Source organism: Vibrio sp. M260118, assembly GCF_036533755.1.
Classification (GTDB): Bacteria; Pseudomonadota; Gammaproteobacteria; order Enterobacterales; family Vibrionaceae; genus Vibrio.
In genome coordinates this window covers 1-17,182 of sequence record NZ_JATABG010000082.1, presented here as the reverse complement: position 1 = coordinate 17,182, position 17,182 = coordinate 1, and the positions used below count along the sequence as shown (strand labels likewise).

Genomic DNA, 17,182 nt, shown 5'->3' with positions numbered 1-17,182 from the left:
GTCACATTTCTTGTTAATCGTTTCCCTAGTAAGTAACTACGTATATTTTGCTAACTTATATTTTCTTGGGTAATTATAAAGTGTTGTTTTTATTTATCTTAAATCTATTGATGGTAAGTATCCTACGTATAACCACGTAATTCTTTAGTCTAAGTCTAGTTATTGTTGTTAAAAATAGTGCGTGTTCGCGCCTATATCTTCTTTGTTATTGATCAACGACTCTGTATGAGAAATAGAAAATGCCGAATACCAATTGGGATAAATAGGTGAAGAGATATTTATTCTGGTAGGTATCAAAGGTATGACCCTTCAACAAAGGATGTGAACATGAGTCTTATCAAACAATCTCTTAAAAGAGTGTTAAAAGGAACCGCGGTCGTTGCTGCGCTAGCTATGGTAGCGGCAACGGCAACGGCAACAGCAGCAGACAAAGTGTATCGCTTAAAACTTGCTGAAACATGGGGACCGAACTTCCCTGTATTCGGTGATGCGACTAAGAATATGGCAGCTATGGCAGAGAAAATGTCTAATGGCCGTCTGCAAATTCGTATTGATTCTGCTAACAAACATAAAGCACCTCTGGGTGTTTTTGATATGGTGAAATCTGGTCAGTACGACATGGGGCACTCAGCTTCTTACTACTGGAAAGGTAAAGTGCCAAATACTCTATACTTCACTTCAATGCCATTTGGTATGACGCCGGCAGAGCAGTATGCATGGTTCTATCACGGTGGTGGTATGGAGCTGATGGAGAAGGTTTACACTCCTCATAACCTAATGTCATTCCCTGGTGGTAACACGGATATTCAGATGGGTGGTTGGTTCCAAAAAGAGATCAACTCAGTTGAGGACTTACAAGGTCTGAAAATGCGTATCCCGGGTTTTGCAGGTGAGATCCTCGCTGACCTTGGCGCTAAGCCAACCAACATTGCACCAGGTGAGCTTTACACTTCGCTAGAGCGTCGTACGATTGATGCATTAGAGTGGGTTGGTCCTTCACTTGACCTTCGCATGGGTTTCCACAAAATTGCACCTTACTACTACACAGGTTGGCATGAGCCAGCGACTGAGCTTCAATTCTTAGTTAATGCTCGTACTTGGAAACGTCTACCTGAAGATCTGCAAGAGATTCTACGCGTAGCAATGCGCACAGCCGCTTACGATATGTATGCACAAGCGACGCATGAAAGTGGTAAGAACTGGGTTTCTATTAAGACTGAATACCCTAACGTTCAAGTTAAAGACTTTCCAGCAGACGTAATTACTGCGCTAAAAGCATCTAATGACAAACTTCTAAAAGAACGTGCGGCAGAAGATGAAGTAGCGGCAGAAATTCAAAAATCTCAAGCAGATTATCTTAAACAGGTACGCTCGTGGACTGATATCTCTCACCGCGCTTACCTAAACAGCCAAGCACAATAATAACAATAGACCTTAGGTGACAACGTCACCTAAGGTTAAGCCCAAGAAAACTATTTATATCAAGCGCTACTTTATTTCGAGTGGCGCAAATTCAAATTCCATGGAGTAGGGAATGAGAAGCCTAATTTATGTTGAGCGAGGATTTAATCGTTTTGGTGACTTTCTAGGATGGTTATCAAGCATTTTGTTCATCTTGCTACTAACTAACGTAGTGTATGACGTTGTCATGCGTTATGCCTTCAATGATGTGTCCATTGCAATGCAGGAAATGGAGTGGCATCTGTTCTCAGCGGTATTCCTACTTGGTGTCCCATATGCGATTAAGGCGGGTGGTCACGTTCGAGTTGACCTGTTTTATGAACGTCTATCGAATAAGGCTCAAGCGATTATTGATCTGCTTGGGACACTGTTTTTCCTTTTCCCATTTTGTTTGTTGGTGGCCTACTACGGTATTGACTTCGCGAAGGAGAGCTATGCCTTAGGAGAAACATCAGGAGACCCAGGCGGTTTGCCTTACCGCTGGATTATTAAAGCGATGATTCCTTTATCTTTCTTCTTTATGGCGATCAGCGGGGTTGGCTTACTGCTTCATTCACTGAACAAAATCGTTAATCCACACTTAATTTATTCTCAAGAGCACAAATAAGGAGGCGACAATGGTCGGTATTGTAATGTTTTTCGTTGCCTTGTTTGCTTTGCTACTTGGCTTCCCGGTTGCGTTTACCTTTGGTGGTATCGCATTAATATTTGGTGTTTGGGCAGAAGGCATGGAGATGTTTGCCTTTATGCCATATCGAATCCAGTCGATTATGGAAAACACCGTTCTGATGGCTGTTCCCCTGTTTGTTTTCATGGGTTTAGTGCTGCAAAAGACTCGTCTAGCAGAGCAGTTGCTTGAATCGATGGGCAAACTGTTTGGCGGTGTTCGTGGTGGTATCGCAATCTCTACTGTATTGGTAGGTGCGCTGCTTGCCGCGTCTACTGGTGTGGTTGGTGCTTCTGTTGTCGCAATGGGGTTAATCTCACTGCCAGTTATGCTTAAGTACAATTACGACAAAGGACTTGCCTGCGGCACTATCTGTGCGTCAGGAACGTTAGGTCAGATTATCCCACCTTCTATCGTGCTTATCCTATTGGGTGACGTACTTGGTGTACCTGTGGGTGATTTGTTCCAAGCAGCGATTTGGCCAGGGCTAGTTCTGGTCGGTGCATACGTCGTTTATATACTGATCTATGCCAAACTGAACCCAGAAGCAGCACAGCCTATTCCGAGTGACGAGAACGTCAGCCGTAAACAAGAGGTAATCACTGCGCTAAAAGCAGTCATACCACCGTTGGCATTGATTGTGGTTGTTCTTGGTTCCATCTTTGCGGGTGTGGCGACACCTACTGAGTCAGCCGCTCTAGGTGGCGCGGGCGCGATTGTTTTAGCTATTTTGTATAGACAGTTTAGCTGGTCGATGGTCTATGAAGCGTCTAAAGAGACGGTAAAAGTCACAGCAATGGTGTTTGCGATCTTGCTGGGTGCAACCGCGTTCTCTATGGCGTTCACCTACACAGGCGGTGACTACTTAGTTGAAGAGTGGATGCTGCAAATTCCAGGTGATAAATGGGGCTTCTTGATCATCACAATGTTGGTTATTTTGGTCCTTGGCTTCTTCATCGATTTCGTAGAGATCTGTTTCATCATTGTGCCAATTTTAGCTCCGGTCGCTGAAATTATGGGTATCAACATGACATGGTTTGCGATTTTGGTTGCGATGAACCTCCAGACCTCCTTCTTAACCCCACCATTTGGTTTCAGCCTGTTCTATTTGAAAGGTGTGGCGCCAAAAGGGGTGACGACCAGAGATATCTACCGAGGTGTTATGCCATTCATTGCAATCCAGATATTGGTACTGGTATCTTTGCTTGTGTTCCCTGGATTTTACGGAATGTGATCGTCTAGTTACGAAAACTTAACAACTCCTGTTAAAGTGGGGCTGCTTGCCAATGTGCAAGCGGCCTTTGTTGTTATAGGGGGAAAGGAATGCCTCTACAAGCCAAATTGATATTGCTTAGTCTGTTGCCCTTGCTATTGGTTACAGCGTTGACCAGTTGGATCTCAATACATCAAGCAAAAACGCTGGGTGAGAAAGAGGTGCAGATTTTTGAAGATGGATTGATTCGCTCCAAAGAGACGGCACTGAAAGACAAAGTTGATCTGGCATTTGATGCGATTGCGCATATTTATAACGATGATAGCCTTTCTGAAGAAGTGGCCAAACAACAGGTCAAAGCAGTTCTGACCAAACTTCGTTATGGCAAAGATAAAGATGGCTATTTCTTTGCTTATGACGAATCAGGTACCAACCTTGTTCACCCCATTATGCCTGATCTGATAGGCAAGAATCTTATAGACCTTAGAGACAAAAATGGTGATTTAGTTATCGAAGAGCTCCTAGATGAAGCGCAACGTGGCGGCGGTTTTCACCGTTACCTGTGGCAAAAACCATCGACAGGAGAGAATGTGACTAAACTGAGCTATGCTGCTTGGTTGGATAAATGGAATTGGATGATTGGCACTGGTCTTTATATCGAAGACATTACCAACGAGGTGGCTAACCTGAGACAAGAGGTGCGTAAGAATATTGAAACGACCTTTTTTTCCGTGATTGTGATTATGATTGTGACCGTGGGCGTTATCGTTGTAATTACGCTAGCGGTTAACCTTCACGAACACCGTTTAGCTGACCGAAGCCTCAAAGAGCTCGCCCATAAAACGGTGATGTTTCAGGAAGATGAGAAGAAGCACCTTGCTAGAGAGCTTCATGACGGAATCAATCAATTGTTGGTTTCAAGCAAGTGTCACCTTGAGCTACTGTCAAACAAGATCACAGATGCTCCATTGCAGCAGCACTTGATTAAGTCTCAGCAGTCGCTTTCTACGGCAATTAATGAAGTAAGGCATATTTCGCACAACCTGCGTCCAAGTGCACTAGATGATATTGGGCTTGAAGCGGCAATTAGTACCTTGCTTCAAGATTTTAAATCTCACTCGGGGATCGAAGTGGAAGCTTCTCTGATAACGGACCCGGGTAAGCTAAAGTCCGAGATGGCAACCACCATGTATCGTGTGGCGCAAGAATCGTTGACTAATATTGAAAAACACGCGTCGGCAAATACGGTCAGTGTGATCATGCATCAAATGGGTAATATGCTTCAGTTAATCATTCGGGATGATGGTGTCGGGTTTGATGTTAATGCTGCGCTTCGTAAAAGTGGTATCGGTCTGCGCAATATGCGTGAAAGGGTGGAGTTCATTGGTGGTGAATTTGAAATAGAGAGTGAGCCAGGCTTTGGAACAGAGATTACTGTGTTACTTGAATTAGATGGATTAGTTTATGGATGAGCCAATTAGAGTGGTGATTGTTGACGACCACCAAGTGGTACTGGATGGATTTATCGCCCGTTTACAAACTGAATCTGAGATTGATGTGGTCGGTTCAGCGAGCAATGGCGTTGAGGCAATTGATGTTGTCAAATCGCTTAAGCCCGATGTCGTATTGATGGACGTGAGTATGCCTTTGATGAACGGTATTGATGCGACTCGAGTGATCAAAGAGTCCATGCCAGAGGTAAAAGTGCTAATGCTGACGATGCACGATAACCGAGAATACATCATGAAGGTGATGCAGGTTGGGGCAGTTGGCTATATGCTCAAAGAGATCTGTGCAAGGCGTATGGTGCAAGCGATTAAAACGGTTTATCAAGGCTCAACTTACTTCTGTGAGTCAGTGACTCAAACCTTGTTTTCGCAAGAGGTGGTGCCAGTGGCTGCAAAGCCAAATCCACTTAGCCGCCGCGAAGAGGCGATACTTAAACTGGTTGCCGAGGGAAATAGCAGTAAAAAGATCGCCTCTATCCTTAACATTAGTTATCGAACCGTTGAGACCCACAGACAAAATATTAAGCACAAACTTGATCTGCACAGCACGGCTGAACTCGCAAAATACGCGATTGAGCAGGGAATCTTAGCTTAGGCCACTGCAAATCAATAGCGTCGATTAATAGTATAGAAAGCAACGATTGTACCCGCAGGCTCCTGCTAGGTAATCTTAATCACAACAACACATTAAGTGTGTTAATTGTATGTATATACAGTATTTCTTGATCTCTCTAAATGATGGTCTATACTGTATGTAGATACAGGTGATTGGGAGGTGTACTATGTTGTTAGAAACAATTGAACGCGTTAACCGCCTACGTCAACAAGCGTTGTCTGATCCAGAGTTTATCCAATCAGCAAAAGCTCATGAAAAGGCATTAAATGAGCAGCAATACCATTATGCTGCAAAGTCGAAAAACTCAAAGCAGAGAAAAGATCGTAGCTTGGCAGATATTTATCAACAAGCTGAGTTTGGCCAACGAGCGGATAGCTCAAAACATTGATTTTCATGAACGAAAGCAGCCTCAGGGCTGCTTTTTTAATCGGTAAAAAAACGGCCGAGTTTCAGCGACCATACAAACAGGAAGTATTGGATACCAGTAGAAGGCATATTGCTATTAAATGCCAACTGTTTAAGCATAGGTTAAATTGAAGAGTTCGTGCTGAAAAATACGGGCACATCGGGACTTTGTGCCATTTATATTGAATGATTTTGTTAAATTGCCTTTGGTTTATATGTTTTATATTTGTGTTCTTTTTGGGTTTATATTCTATTAATTGGTTGGTCTTTAAGTTTTAATGTCCGTTTTTAATGATTTGTTTGATATATAAATCTTATCTCAAAGTCCGTGATTTGATCGATGACAATGAAAGTTATGATTTGGTAGTTATATGTGAGATCTAACTCACACCATGCCTGCCTAATCAATGAGTTTCGTCGTAAAATTATTGCCCCTGACCTGTTCCCCGGAAACAACATGAATAATAAGCTTGGATTGACCTCTCTCACGGCGATTGTCATAGGCTCGATGATTGGCGCGGGTGTTTTTAGCCTGCCACAAAATATGGCCTCAGTGGCAAGCCCTGCTGCAGTGCTAATCGGTTGGACGATAACTGGCGTAGGGATGATTTTTCTGGCGCTCTCATTTCAGAAGTTAGCTGCGCATCGTCCGCATGTTGATAGCGGTGTGTTTGGTTATGCCAAAGAAGGTTTTGGCGACTTTGTGGGTTTTTGCTCAGCTTGGGGTTATTGGCTAAGTGCCATGTTAGCTAATGTCTCTTATCTGGTGATCGTTTTTAGTACCCTAGGCATGTTATTCGACACGCCTGATAACGTAATTTTTGGCCAAGGTAATACATTAGTCTCTATAGCTGGGGCATCTTGTCTACTCTGGTTAGTACATGCCTTGGTGCTAAGAGGTGTGCAAACTGCCGCCATGATAAACATGGTGACTACATTTGCTAAACTAGTGCCTCTGTTCATTTTCATTGTGTGTGCCGCATTCGCATTCAGTTGGAACACTTTTACCTTCGATTTTACGGGTCTCCATTTTGGTGAGGGTCATGACCTAATTTCGCAAGTTAAGAGCACAATGCTTGTCACGGTATGGGTTTTCATTGGTATTGAAGGCGCCGTAGTGGTTTCTAGTCGTGCCAAGAACCGCAAAGACATAGGTCGTGCCACGATTCTTGGCTTACTGACTGCGCTTGCAATATATGTGTTCGTTACGCTGCTTTCTATGGGCGTGGTAAAGCCGGTAGAGCTAGCAGGGTATCAAAACCCTTCAATGGCAAAAGTGCTGACTGACATACTTGGCCCTTGGGGGCAGTACATCATCAGTGTGGGCTTATTAATTTCGGTTTGTGGTGCTTTCTTGAGTTGGACTGTTCTTGCTTCGGAAGCGCCATACCTTTGCGCTAAAGAGAAGATGTTTCCTAAGCGTTACGCTGAGCTAAATAAAGCCGGTAGCCCAGTTAAACCCCTTTTGTTGACTAATGTTTGCATTCAAATCTCGCTGATCTGTGTGATGTTCGTTGGCAGTACTTACGAAACCTTGCTTATTATCGCCTCAGAAATGATTTTGGTTCCTTACTTCTTGGTAGGAGCGTTCGTTCTGAAAATTGCAATTGAGGAGAAAAACAAGGGCAGTTTACTTGGTATTGGTATTGGCGCGACGCTTTACGGTATTTGGCTCCTTTATGCGTCGGGTTTAAGTTACTTGTTGTTGTCGACGATATTGTATTTGCCTGGGGTCTACTTTTACATTCAAGCCAAGAGAGAACAGGGGATTAACCCGTTTAAAGGTAAAGAGAAAATCGGTGCAAGCTTACTAGGTCTAACCGCGGTATTGACAGTGAGCCTGATCTGGGAAGGAAGTATAAATATCGTTTTCTAGAGTTCAGCCTTACTCAGTGTAGGGCTAGCTCTGTTTGTCTTAATTTTTCTTGCCAGTCGTTATATGTTACGCAGTTATCAACCCAAGACCCAATAAGATTAAGACTCCAAGAGTGCAAGTGATCGTAGATAGCACTGTTGTGAGTGCAATCATGTTTGCTGCTAGAGTTGCATTGCCGCCCATAGAGCGTGCCATAACATAGCTTGCCGCAGCGACAGGCGAGGCGTTCATAAAGAATAGAATTCCTAGCTCAAGCCCCCTGAAGCCCAGCCAGTATGCACCTCCAGTAATAAGGATAGGAGCCAAAATAAGCTTGTTATAACTGGCGAACCATGACGGCCTCGCTTCTCTTTTTAGTGAGCTTAAGTCTAGCGACCCGCCCGTGCATAATAGTGCCAACGGTAAGGTCATTTTTGCTAAGTAATTTCCGGCTTCAATAGCAATGTTGGGCACTGGAATGGAAAGAACATAGACTAAAATACCGAGTAAAATTGAGATGATTAGCGGGTTCTTGGTCAATGTGGAAATCATCATCTTTCCAACGTTCTCGCCCGATTCTCCACCAGATGGTGTTAAGCAGATAACTGCGAGTATGTTATAGATAAAAGTCGTAGCGGCCACGTATATTGCGCCTAGCGCGATTCCTTGTTCACCAAAAGCATTGGCAACATATGCGATACCGATAATGCCCGTGTTGGATCTGAAGCTGCCTTGTATGATCACGCCTTTGTCATCTGACTGAGGGAAGAAACGCTTGACCGATAGCGTACAGATAGCAAAGAAAATAACACTGGAAGCGACACCAAAGGCTATAAACCCACTCGCAGAGTAGTAATCAGGTTCAGATACAACGATGCTTAAAAATAACATGGTCGGCAGGGTTACTTTAAAAACCAGTTTTGAGCCAATATCTATAAAATTTTCGTTGATGAGTCCGATACGTTTAAACACAATGCCGAGCAAAAGCATTAGGCAAATAGGGCCAGTAATCGATAGAGAAAATTGCAACTGGTTGAGAACGTCCATGCGGCATATCAGTCATTATTGGTCAATAGTTACACCATACCAGACTGTAAGTGATTGGGGGATAGAGAATATTTACCGTTATACTTCAAAATTCTAATAAAATGCCGATATAGGGTTGTTAAAGCATAATGAGTTGTGTTTATCTACACGACTAATAGAATTGAAAGGTATACTTAAAGAAATACCTAGCTATGAGTAGCACGGAGCAAAACCATGAGTAGCTATATTCAGAAACGACAATATTACCGTCTGAGGTACCCGAAGCGAGCGCGACCATTTGTTAGGCTTGGTGATGACTTGTTTCAAGTAACTGAAGTCTCAGAAGGGGGTATTCGCATGGTTGTGAGTAACCCTGGTACTCTGTATAAAGGGCTAACGATAAAAGGTGTGCTCAACCTCAATGATGACAACCTTGTGGAAATTGAAGGGGCAGTGCTTCGCTTCGACCGTGATGAAGTGATTGTTAAACTTCGCAAAGGCCCTACGTTCAAAATCATGGTTGATGAACAGCGCAATATCCGCAATAAATACCCGATATTTTTCGCTAAATTAAGAGAAGCTGCTGTATAGGCTTGGTTTGTAGTAAAGGTAGAGATGGAGCAGAAATGCTCCATTTTTCGTTTTTCGCCTTTCGTGTTTTCTATAATGAGTGAAAAAGGTGGACAATGTCTTCGCATTGATTCATCCTGCGTCTCCATTTTATCCAACCTACCAATGAGACGAAGTGCCTGCTGTTATCTTAAACAGCCTCCCGTATCTCATTAGCTTATAAGGAGTTCGCCTTGAACCTATTTGTCAGAGATCTTACCGTTATCGATTCTTCATACATCTGTGAGCACAGAGGGGTGGTAGGGGATAGTTGGATTCTAGATGTCAGCATGTCGGGTGAGCTCAATGAGATGAGCATGGTGCTAGATTTTGGTAGGGTGAAGAAGCAAATCAAACAGTTGGTTGACGAGCATGTTGACCATCGTTTGCTTATCCCAATGAAGAACTCGGCGATTGTTTACCAGTCAACCAAGCCAGGTTACTCAACATTAGACGTTATTCGTGGCGATAAAAGCATTCATCTTCACTGTCCTGATGAGGCATACTGTTTGGTTGATGCAGACACGATTACCATCGAAAGTATTACGAGCCTTGTATACGAAATATTGCGCAACAACCTACCAAGCAATGTAACGGGAATTGAGATTACCCTGAGACACGAACACATCCCAGGTGCGTTCTATCACTACACTCATGGTTTAAAAAAGCATGATGGTAACTGTCAGCGTATTGCTCATGGCCACCGTTCACCTATTGAGATTGTTGTTGATGGACAACGCGACACCGAAAAGGAAGTCGCCTTTGCTCATCGTTGGCAAGATATCTATTTAGGCTCACAGGAAGATCAAGTTTCTGTTTCCCAACTAAACCTGAGTGAAAATGCAGCTTCAGTGACTGACCATAGCCACTATGGTTTTCGTTACACAGCTCCTCAAGGCGAGTTTCAATTAGCGATAGCGAAAAGTGAAACAGAAATTCTCCCTACCGATACAACAGTTGAGCTACTTGCTGGCTATATCGCTGACGAAATTAAACCAAGCATCGCTGACAACCAGTCATTAAAAATTGTCGCCTATGAAGGTGTCGGTAAAGGAGCCATAGCCTTTAGATAAAATGGACGCATTGATGAAGGGATACTCTGGTGTCCCTCATTCTTTTCTATTCGCGATCAAAATAGAGTGTTAGATTGTTTTTCGCACAATATGATACTACTCGCGTATTCATTTTCGACTTCTGTTAATTTCCACAAAGCAAACTACGCTATTACTGTTTAAACCAACAGGAAAGCTAGGATGCAATACACAAGGCAATTGAACCGAATAGCGGTTAGCGGGATAACTGCAGTGCTTATATCCGCATGTACCTCCACCCCAAGTAATCAGATTAGTGATTATGGAACTGCGGTCGAGAACCTGACCACCCAGATTGATGCGGTCATTCAAGAGACCAATCAAGTTGCAATAGAATATCAGCTACAAACCATCAACAACTACGCGTTGAAAAGTGCCAAACAAGAGCGCTTAGAAGGCCGTTGTGAGTTTGTGCTGTCGTCTATTGATTCTCAAACAGCAAACACGGATAACCAAGGAAATCAGTGTACCAGTGTAGGAAAGAAAACACTGAAAGATATTGCCCCTGTGTATCAAGAGGCAGAATTCAACGATAGTTTAGACATTGTTTCGACTGCGGTTGTCGCTATTGGTCGCACTATTGTTGAATCGAAACGTAACAAGGCGATAAAGCAGATTGTGACTCAAGCGGACCCTTGGATTCAAAAGCTGACAGCGCAGATGGCCGCTGAGCTTAAAAAGCAAAGGTCAGATAACCTGGTCACTTCAATCAATGACACTATCTTGCGTTATAAAATCACGCGTTTTAACGACTTAGCGCGAGCAAACAAACTTAAGCCAGAAAAGAGCCGAAAAATGCTTGATGAAATATATGCTGACTGGACGACATACAGCACTCGTAAGATGAAATCAGAAACCTTAGTTAAGGCTGTGCAGGGTATTGGCAAGTCGCATAAAACTTTACTGAAAGAGGTTGAGAAGGATGTGTTTTCTAGCTCCGAAATATCGCACACCGTTAGTCAGCTGACCGACTTCTACAAGCAGTTAGACTCAACAAAAGAACTGCTCTCTTCATGTACAACTGAACTGGTGCTAGAAGGTGACGCTTATGTATGTAAATCAGATGGGTAGGATTAAAGAGGCTTAAATATGGATACTGAAGCAAAACTAGAGAAAGCAATTGTTGAGGCGGTAAAAACAACTAACAGCCAAATTCCACTTTTACCAGCAGAGGAGCGAGAGGATAAAGAAAAAGAGGTGGTTATATTGATTAACCAACTCACCACGTTGCTCCAAGGAGAGTCAAGTGCCACCACGGAGGAGCAGCAAGCTGCATTAGACGCAGTAAAAGGGTTAACTCAGCAAGCTAAAGAAGCGGAAGGGGATATCGTAAAAATCATTGAAGCTTTGAACAGGCTCTCGGACGCGATTGAAAAGGTAGAGAAGGTTGCTTCAAAAGTTGCCCCAATAGTGGCGCTGGTGTAAGAACTCGACCCTGTAAATAATTCTGTGTAACTGTCAGGGTTACATGTATTCAGTGAGTCGGTCTTCGAAGAGAGTGTCCCGAATTCTGTGTAACTGTCTAGACTTAAGCCTTAAAGGCTAAGGATGGACAATATGGATAAGAAAGCACTTGAAGCTTTTGCTCGTGAAGCAGCGAAGTCAATTAAAACAGAATCTGATCTGGACGACTTCCGTAAAATGTTAACCAAGGTGACCGTTGAAACGGCGTTAAACGCTGAACTCGATGAGCACCTTGGATATCAAAAACACCAACCCAGAACCAGCTCCAACTCCCGCAATGGCTACTCGGGTAAATCAATCATCACCGATGATGGAGAAGTCGATATCGACGTCCCTCGCGACCGTGAAGCCAGCTTTGAACCTCAACTCGTCCGCAAACACCAAACTCGATTCCAATCCATGGACGACAAGATATTAAGCCTATATGCGAAAGGCATGACCACACGTGAAATCGTCGCAACGTTCAAGGAAATGTATGATGCAGACGTCTCACCAACGCTGATATCAAAGGTTACCGACTCAGTGCTTGAACAAGTGATTGAATGGCAGTCGCGACCTCTCGATGAAATCTATCCCATTGTTTATCTCGATTGCATTGTGGTTAAGGTGCGTCAAGACAAGCAAGTCATCAATAAAGCGGTCTATCTTGCGTTAGGCGTGAACATGGAAGGCCAAAAAGAACTGCTCGGTATGTGGCTCTCTGAAACGGAAGGTGCCAAATTCTGGCTTAATGTGCTGACTGAGCTTCAAAACCGTGGGGTGAAAGACATCCTTATCGCTTGTGTTGACGGACTCAAGGGCTTTCCCGATGCTATCAATACTGCATTCCCAGAAACGCAAATACAGCTCTGTATCGTCCACATGGTGCGAAACTCGGTCAAGTACGTCCCTTGGAAAGACTACAAAGCGGTGACGACTGACCTGAAGAAAATCTACCAATCAGCCACAGAAGATGAGGCTCTGCTGGCTCTAGAGCAGTTCTCTGAGCGATGGGATAGTAAGTATCCTCAAATCAGTCGCTCTTGGACGGCGCATTGGGACAACCTCAACACCCTGTTTAACTACCCTGAGGATATTCGCCGAGCCATTTACACGACTAACGCCATTGAATCCCTCAACAGCGTTATTAGAAAAGCGATTAAGAAGCGCAAGCTCTTCCCAACGGATGAGTCAGCTAGAAAGGTGATCTACCTGGCTATCCGAGATGCTTCCAAGAAGTGGACGATGCCGATTAGAAACTGGCGACAAGCTCTAAACCGCTTTATGATTATGTTCGAAGACCGACTCACTGAATACATGTAACCCCGACAGTTACACAGAATTATTTACAGGGTCTCTTCGAACATAATCATAAAGCGGTTTGGCTAGTCTTAATTGCCTAGCCAATTGCTATCGACTTTGTTCTCATTTGAACCTAACCGACCAAGGGGTAAGCTACGTTCCTATTTCGAAGTTTGTAGAACCTTTCGCTATAGCTAAACTTTTATACTCCTTTATCTTGTGATGTTAAAATCCTTCTGTATTTGTCTTTCTTGTATTAATAAATTACTAGTCTTATTGTCGGGTGACATTGCTTGAAATAGCTAATATTTTCGTTTGTGACTATGGTCACCCAAATTTTTCAATACATGCCCTGTAAGGAGATCTTGCTCATCTCTTTCCTTTATCCTGAGTGATCTGGTTATCACTTATTCATCCTTCTCATTCTCTAATAATAAGTCATACAATATCATTTGAATTATTAAAGAGATTGAAAGCAAGGACAAAAAATGAAATCTCATGCTGAGATAGCACTTGATGCTATTGAACTAGTAAAACCCTCTATAGAACGGCTGTTTGAACGAACGAATCGTCAAGAGTTGCATATCGTGATTATGGATCCGAGAGTGAAACCATGGGAGTGTTCATTCGAAGAAGCCATTCTATGTGAACAATCACTAGGGACACCGGAGGAGTGGACCATTCCTTTTGACCAGTTTGCACATAAAAAAGCCCAGCAAGCTTGGCGAAGCAACACTCCAAATCTTAATCAACAAACATTCCACCCCTCATCATTGCGTGAAGATGACCTGCTGTTTTATGGCTCGTTTACTTATGGCGATGTTGTGGTTGCATGTAGCGGTGTTGAGCAATGGTATGACATGCTCATCAGCGGTTGGATTGCGGTTGCTTTCGAGCAATTGTGCATGGGCGAATATCAAAACAATAAGCTACAAAACCCTACACAAACGTACAGACAATAAATCTATGAAACAAAAGGTCATTATTATGAATAAACTACTTAAATCACTACTTGTAGCAGCAGGTATTATGGTGTCAACAACTGCAGTTGCGGCGGATTACCCATCGAAAAACATCCGTTTAGTGGTTCCTTTTGGAGCTGATGGCGGTACAGATGCTGTTGGTCGAACACTTGCTAATTCTGCGAAAGATGTCTTAGGCCAAAACATTGCAGTGATGAATCGCACAGGTGGCGCTGGCGCAGTAGGTATGAGTTTTGGTGCACAGCAACGACCAGACGGCTATACATGAACTGTTGTGACTCGTGAGATTGCCTCTCTCCCTCAAATGGGCTTAATGCAACATGATGCAAGCGACTTTAAACTGATTCGTATGGTTAACCTAGACCCGGCGGTAGTGTTAGTGTCTGCTGATAGTCCTTACAACACAATCAATGACCTGATTGCTGAAGCCAAGAAAGGGGATGGTGTTGTTAAGTTCGCTTCAACGGCTGCGCCAAACTTTTACCTAATGGCTTTGGAAAAAGACCAAGGCATTAAACTAAACGCGATTCCTTACAATGGCGCTTCTGAGGCAATTCCTGCCGTACTTGGTAAGCATACAGATGTCACTATGGTAACTCCGGGTGAGGCAATCGCACAGCTTCGTTCTGGCCAGTTGAAAGCGTTAGGTGTGATGTCTAAAGAACGTGTTTCTTACATCCCGGATGTCACAACACTGAAAGAGCAGGGTATTGACGTAGTAACAGGCACATGGCGTGGTATCGGTGCTCCAAAAGATACACCGGACGCTGTAATTGAAACACTAGGTAAAGCGTTTGATGAAGCAATGGCGACACCTGAATTTAAAGAGTTCATGGCTAAGGGTGCAATGACTATTCACCCAATGAAGGCGGATGAGTTTACTAAGTTCGTTGCTGAAGATACTAAAGCGCTTGGTACGCTAATCAACTAGCCACACAGAGCTTAGTCTCTATCGAGCCCTCAGAGATTGCTGAGGGCTTATGCCCTGAGAAGTTTTTATAGGGTGAGCACTATGATCAATAGAAATATTGTCTTCCCGTCTCTTATTATCGTCCTTAGTGCGATTGTTCTATTCTTCATTGGTCAGTTTGCAGAGCCACGCTTTCAAGATGCCAGTGTCGACGCTAAGTTTTTCCCAACCGCAATTGCCATTGCTCAAATAATCATCTGTATTGCGCTGATGATCCAACACAAGCTGAAAGCAGGTGTTACGCAAGAGCAGAAAGTAATTTTCAGTAAAATGGCCCTGTTTGGGATTGGGTTTATCATCAGCTACGCGGTGATTATCTTAGCCACGGGCTATCTCTACGCCAGTCTCATAGCGTTCTTTGCTTATTTGGTTTTCTTTAAAGTCAAAAAGCCACTTTACTATGTAGTCGTGACGCTGTTTGTGTTGGGTATTAATTACTTATTTGGTGAAGTGTTCTATATCGCACTTCCTCAAGGCATGTTTTACTAGGAGCAGGGTATGTTAGAGCATTTATTAAATGGCTTAATGACCGCGTTTAGCCCTGCGGTACTTCCTATTCTTATTTTTGGTGTCGTTGGCGGTATTGTATTAGGCGCACTACCTGGACTAACAGCGACGATGGGCGTTGCGATCTTGCTGCCTTTCACGTTTGGTATGGAGCCAACGGCTGCACTTGTCATGCTGATTGGCGTATACATCGGCGGTATTTACGGTGGTTCGATAGCGGCAATCTTGCTTAAAACTCCGGGCACTCCAGCTTCGGCGGCGACAGTACTAGATGGGCATACGCTCGCTGCAAAAGGGCAGGCTGCCCGTGCGTTAAGCATTTCAGCGGTTGCTTCATTCACTGGTGGTTTGATTAGTACGATTGTACTGATTGCCATTGCCCCTCTGTTGGCAAACTTTGCCTTGCGTTTTAATGCACCAGAGTACTTTGCTTTGGCACTTTTTGGTTTAACTATCATCGCCAGTGTCTCGTCTCAAAATATCCTCAAAGGTTTGTTAGCTGGTACGATTGGCTTGTTGGTTTCCACCGTGGGCCTCGACCCAATCAGTAGTGTGCCTCGTTTCACTTTTGGTGTGATGGATTTATACAGCGGCATTAATGTTATTCCTGTTTTGATTGGTTTGTTTGCACTGTCTGAAGCGTTAAATCAGATCGAAAGAATCCTTAAGCAAAAGAAAGCAGAAGTTGGAAAATTTGACCACAAACTGCTGAGCAAGCAAGACCTCAAAGATATGATGCCAACGGCTATAAAAAGTGGCGTTTTAGGTACGTCGATTGGCTCAGTTCCTGGGGCTGGCGCAGATATCTCAGCGTTCGTTTGTTATAACGAAGCTAAACGTGTAGCGAAGAACCCAGATGAGTTTGGTCAAGGTTCGGTAAGAGGACTTGCGGCAGCGGAAGCGGGCAACAATGGTGTTACGGGGGGATCGCTGTTCCGCTTCTTACACTAGGTGTTCTTGGAGACGCTGTTGCGGCGGTATTACTGGGTGCATTGATTGTTCAAGGCCTAACACCAGGACCGCTATTATTTGCTCAAAACCCAGATGTTGTTTACGGTGTGTTTAGTTCAATGCTTGTAGCGAACATCGTTATGTTGATCGTAGGTTTAGTGGGCATTCGTTTCTTCTGTAGAATTATCGAAGTGCCTAAGATGCTGATGATTCCTATTATTGTCTTCTTATCGGTGGCCGGTGCTTATGCCATCAACAACTCGATGTTCGATGTGGGTATTGCGATTGGCTTTGGTCTACTAGGCTTTGTTCTCGGTAAACTAGAGATCCCATCGTCACCAATACTGCTCGCGATCATTTTAGGTCCAATGGTGGAAACTAACCTACGTAAAGCACTATTGATGTACGACAATTCTTGGTCGTTCCTGTATGAGCGTCCAATTGCGTTAGCCTTCGTCCTTCTCGCTATCTTTTCGGTTTATTCAACCATGAAGATGAAAAAGAAGAGCCAGCTGGAGGCACCACTTTAGAATCTGCAAAAGCTAAAATAGAAAGTCCCACTATTGTGTTCATCA

The 17,182-nt window shown here is 43.6% G+C and carries 15 protein-coding genes and 2 pseudogenes; 16 read left to right on the top strand and 1 reads right to left on the bottom strand.

Annotated features, from left to right (window positions below; translation table 11 throughout):
* Positions 1-327 precede the first annotated feature (327 nt).
* The 7 genes from QTO00_RS07370 (at position 328) to QTO00_RS07340 (ending at position 7,746) form a co-directional block, all read left to right on the top strand.
* Positions 328-1,422 (top strand): TRAP transporter substrate-binding protein, encoded by a 1,095-nt coding sequence (locus QTO00_RS07370; protein WP_331423995.1) that lies wholly within the window; start codon positions 328-330, stop codon positions 1,420-1,422.
* 112 nt (positions 1,423-1,534) lie between these two features.
* Positions 1,535-2,068, top strand: coding sequence for a TRAP transporter small permease subunit (locus QTO00_RS07365; RefSeq protein WP_331423993.1), 534 nt, complete (start codon positions 1,535-1,537; stop codon positions 2,066-2,068).
* A gap of 10 nt (positions 2,069-2,078) precedes the next feature.
* Positions 2,079-3,362 carry a TRAP transporter large permease gene (locus tag QTO00_RS07360; protein WP_331423992.1) on the top strand — a complete coding sequence of 428 codons (1,284 nt, stop codon included), beginning with the start codon at positions 2,079-2,081 and terminating at the stop codon, positions 3,360-3,362.
* A gap of 89 nt (positions 3,363-3,451) precedes the next feature.
* Positions 3,452-4,813 (top strand): cache domain-containing protein, encoded by a 1,362-nt coding sequence (locus QTO00_RS07355; protein ID WP_331423991.1) that lies wholly within the window; start codon positions 3,452-3,454, stop codon positions 4,811-4,813.
* Complete coding sequence (locus tag QTO00_RS07350) at positions 4,806-5,444, top strand: response regulator transcription factor (protein ID WP_331423989.1); 639 nt, start codon at positions 4,806-4,808, stop codon at positions 5,442-5,444. The genes QTO00_RS07355 and QTO00_RS07350 overlap by 8 nt, the downstream gene beginning before the upstream one ends.
* A gap of 187 nt (positions 5,445-5,631) precedes the next feature.
* The gene (locus QTO00_RS07345) at positions 5,632-5,853 is read left to right on the top strand and encodes a hypothetical protein (protein WP_038207515.1); all 222 of its coding nucleotides are present in this window, start codon (positions 5,632-5,634) and stop codon (positions 5,851-5,853) included.
* 474 nt (positions 5,854-6,327) lie between these two features.
* On the top strand, positions 6,328-7,746 hold the full coding sequence (locus QTO00_RS07340; RefSeq protein WP_331423987.1) for a basic amino acid/polyamine antiporter: 1,419 nt from the start codon (positions 6,328-6,330) through the stop codon (positions 7,744-7,746).
* Positions 7,747-7,812: 66 nt separating this feature from the next.
* On the opposite strand, the gene QTO00_RS07335 is transcribed toward QTO00_RS07340, so the two are convergent.
* The gene (locus QTO00_RS07335) at positions 7,813-8,772 is read right to left on the bottom strand and encodes an AEC family transporter (protein WP_331423986.1); all 960 of its coding nucleotides are present in this window, start codon (positions 8,770-8,772) and stop codon (positions 7,813-7,815) included.
* A gap of 213 nt (positions 8,773-8,985) precedes the next feature.
* On the opposite strand from QTO00_RS07335, the gene QTO00_RS07330 reads away from it, so the two are divergent.
* From QTO00_RS07330 to QTO00_RS07290, 9 genes and pseudogenes are all read left to right on the top strand, one after another.
* On the top strand, positions 8,986-9,342 hold the full coding sequence (locus QTO00_RS07330) for a PilZ domain-containing protein (RefSeq protein ID WP_331423984.1): 357 nt from the start codon (positions 8,986-8,988) through the stop codon (positions 9,340-9,342).
* Positions 9,343-9,554: 212 nt separating this feature from the next.
* Positions 9,555-10,433 carry a 6-pyruvoyl trahydropterin synthase family protein gene (locus tag QTO00_RS07325; RefSeq protein ID WP_331423983.1) on the top strand — a complete coding sequence of 293 codons (879 nt, stop codon included), beginning with the start codon at positions 9,555-9,557 and terminating at the stop codon, positions 10,431-10,433.
* A gap of 180 nt (positions 10,434-10,613) precedes the next feature.
* A complete protein-coding gene (locus tag QTO00_RS07320) occupies positions 10,614-11,522 on the top strand; it encodes a hypothetical protein (RefSeq protein ID WP_331423981.1) in 909 nt (302 codons plus the stop codon).
* Between the two features lie 18 nt (positions 11,523-11,540).
* A complete protein-coding gene (locus QTO00_RS07315) occupies positions 11,541-11,876 on the top strand; it encodes a hypothetical protein (RefSeq protein ID WP_331423980.1) in 336 nt (111 codons plus the stop codon).
* Positions 11,877-12,008: 132 nt separating this feature from the next.
* Complete coding sequence (locus tag QTO00_RS07310; protein WP_331423979.1) at positions 12,009-13,217, top strand: IS256 family transposase; 1,209 nt, start codon at positions 12,009-12,011, stop codon at positions 13,215-13,217.
* A gap of 467 nt (positions 13,218-13,684) precedes the next feature.
* Complete coding sequence (locus tag QTO00_RS07305; protein ID WP_331423978.1) at positions 13,685-14,158, top strand: hypothetical protein; 474 nt, start codon at positions 13,685-13,687, stop codon at positions 14,156-14,158.
* A gap of 25 nt (positions 14,159-14,183) precedes the next feature.
* Positions 14,184-15,110: pseudogene (locus QTO00_RS07300) on the top strand (tripartite tricarboxylate transporter substrate binding protein).
* 81 nt (positions 15,111-15,191) lie between these two features.
* Positions 15,192-15,638: a tripartite tricarboxylate transporter TctB family protein gene (locus tag QTO00_RS07295; protein ID WP_331423977.1), complete on the top strand. Its 447-nt coding sequence runs from the start codon at positions 15,192-15,194 to the stop codon at positions 15,636-15,638.
* Between the two features lie 9 nt (positions 15,639-15,647).
* Positions 15,648-17,137: pseudogene (locus QTO00_RS07290) on the top strand (tripartite tricarboxylate transporter permease).
* Positions 17,138-17,182: the final 45 nt, after the last annotated feature.

Bases quoted from the DNA above. Each gene is read 5' to 3' on its own strand.
- QTO00_RS07370 (WP_331423995.1), top strand. From the start codon at position 328: ATGAGTCTTATCAAACAATCTCTTAAAAGAGTGTTAAAAGGAACCGCG.
- QTO00_RS07365 (WP_331423993.1), top strand. From the start codon at position 1,535: ATGAGAAGCCTAATTTATGTTGAGCGAGGATTTAATCGTTTTGGTGAC.
- QTO00_RS07360 (WP_331423992.1), top strand. From the start codon at position 2,079: ATGGTCGGTATTGTAATGTTTTTCGTTGCCTTGTTTGCTTTGCTACTT.
- QTO00_RS07355 (WP_331423991.1), top strand. From the start codon at position 3,452: ATGCCTCTACAAGCCAAATTGATATTGCTTAGTCTGTTGCCCTTGCTA.
- QTO00_RS07350 (WP_331423989.1), top strand. From the start codon at position 4,806: ATGGATGAGCCAATTAGAGTGGTGATTGTTGACGACCACCAAGTGGTA.
- QTO00_RS07345 (WP_038207515.1), top strand. From the start codon at position 5,632: ATGTTGTTAGAAACAATTGAACGCGTTAACCGCCTACGTCAACAAGCG.
- QTO00_RS07340 (WP_331423987.1), top strand. From the start codon at position 6,328: ATGAATAATAAGCTTGGATTGACCTCTCTCACGGCGATTGTCATAGGC.
- QTO00_RS07335 (WP_331423986.1), bottom strand. From the start codon at position 8,772: ATGGACGTTCTCAACCAGTTGCAATTTTCTCTATCGATTACTGGCCCT.
- QTO00_RS07330 (WP_331423984.1), top strand. From the start codon at position 8,986: ATGAGTAGCTATATTCAGAAACGACAATATTACCGTCTGAGGTACCCG.
- QTO00_RS07320 (WP_331423981.1), top strand. From the start codon at position 10,614: ATGCAATACACAAGGCAATTGAACCGAATAGCGGTTAGCGGGATAACT.
- QTO00_RS07315 (WP_331423980.1), top strand. From the start codon at position 11,541: ATGGATACTGAAGCAAAACTAGAGAAAGCAATTGTTGAGGCGGTAAAA.
- QTO00_RS07310 (WP_331423979.1), top strand. From the start codon at position 12,009: ATGGATAAGAAAGCACTTGAAGCTTTTGCTCGTGAAGCAGCGAAGTCA.
- QTO00_RS07305 (WP_331423978.1), top strand. From the start codon at position 13,685: ATGAAATCTCATGCTGAGATAGCACTTGATGCTATTGAACTAGTAAAA.
- QTO00_RS07295 (WP_331423977.1), top strand. From the start codon at position 15,192: ATGATCAATAGAAATATTGTCTTCCCGTCTCTTATTATCGTCCTTAGT.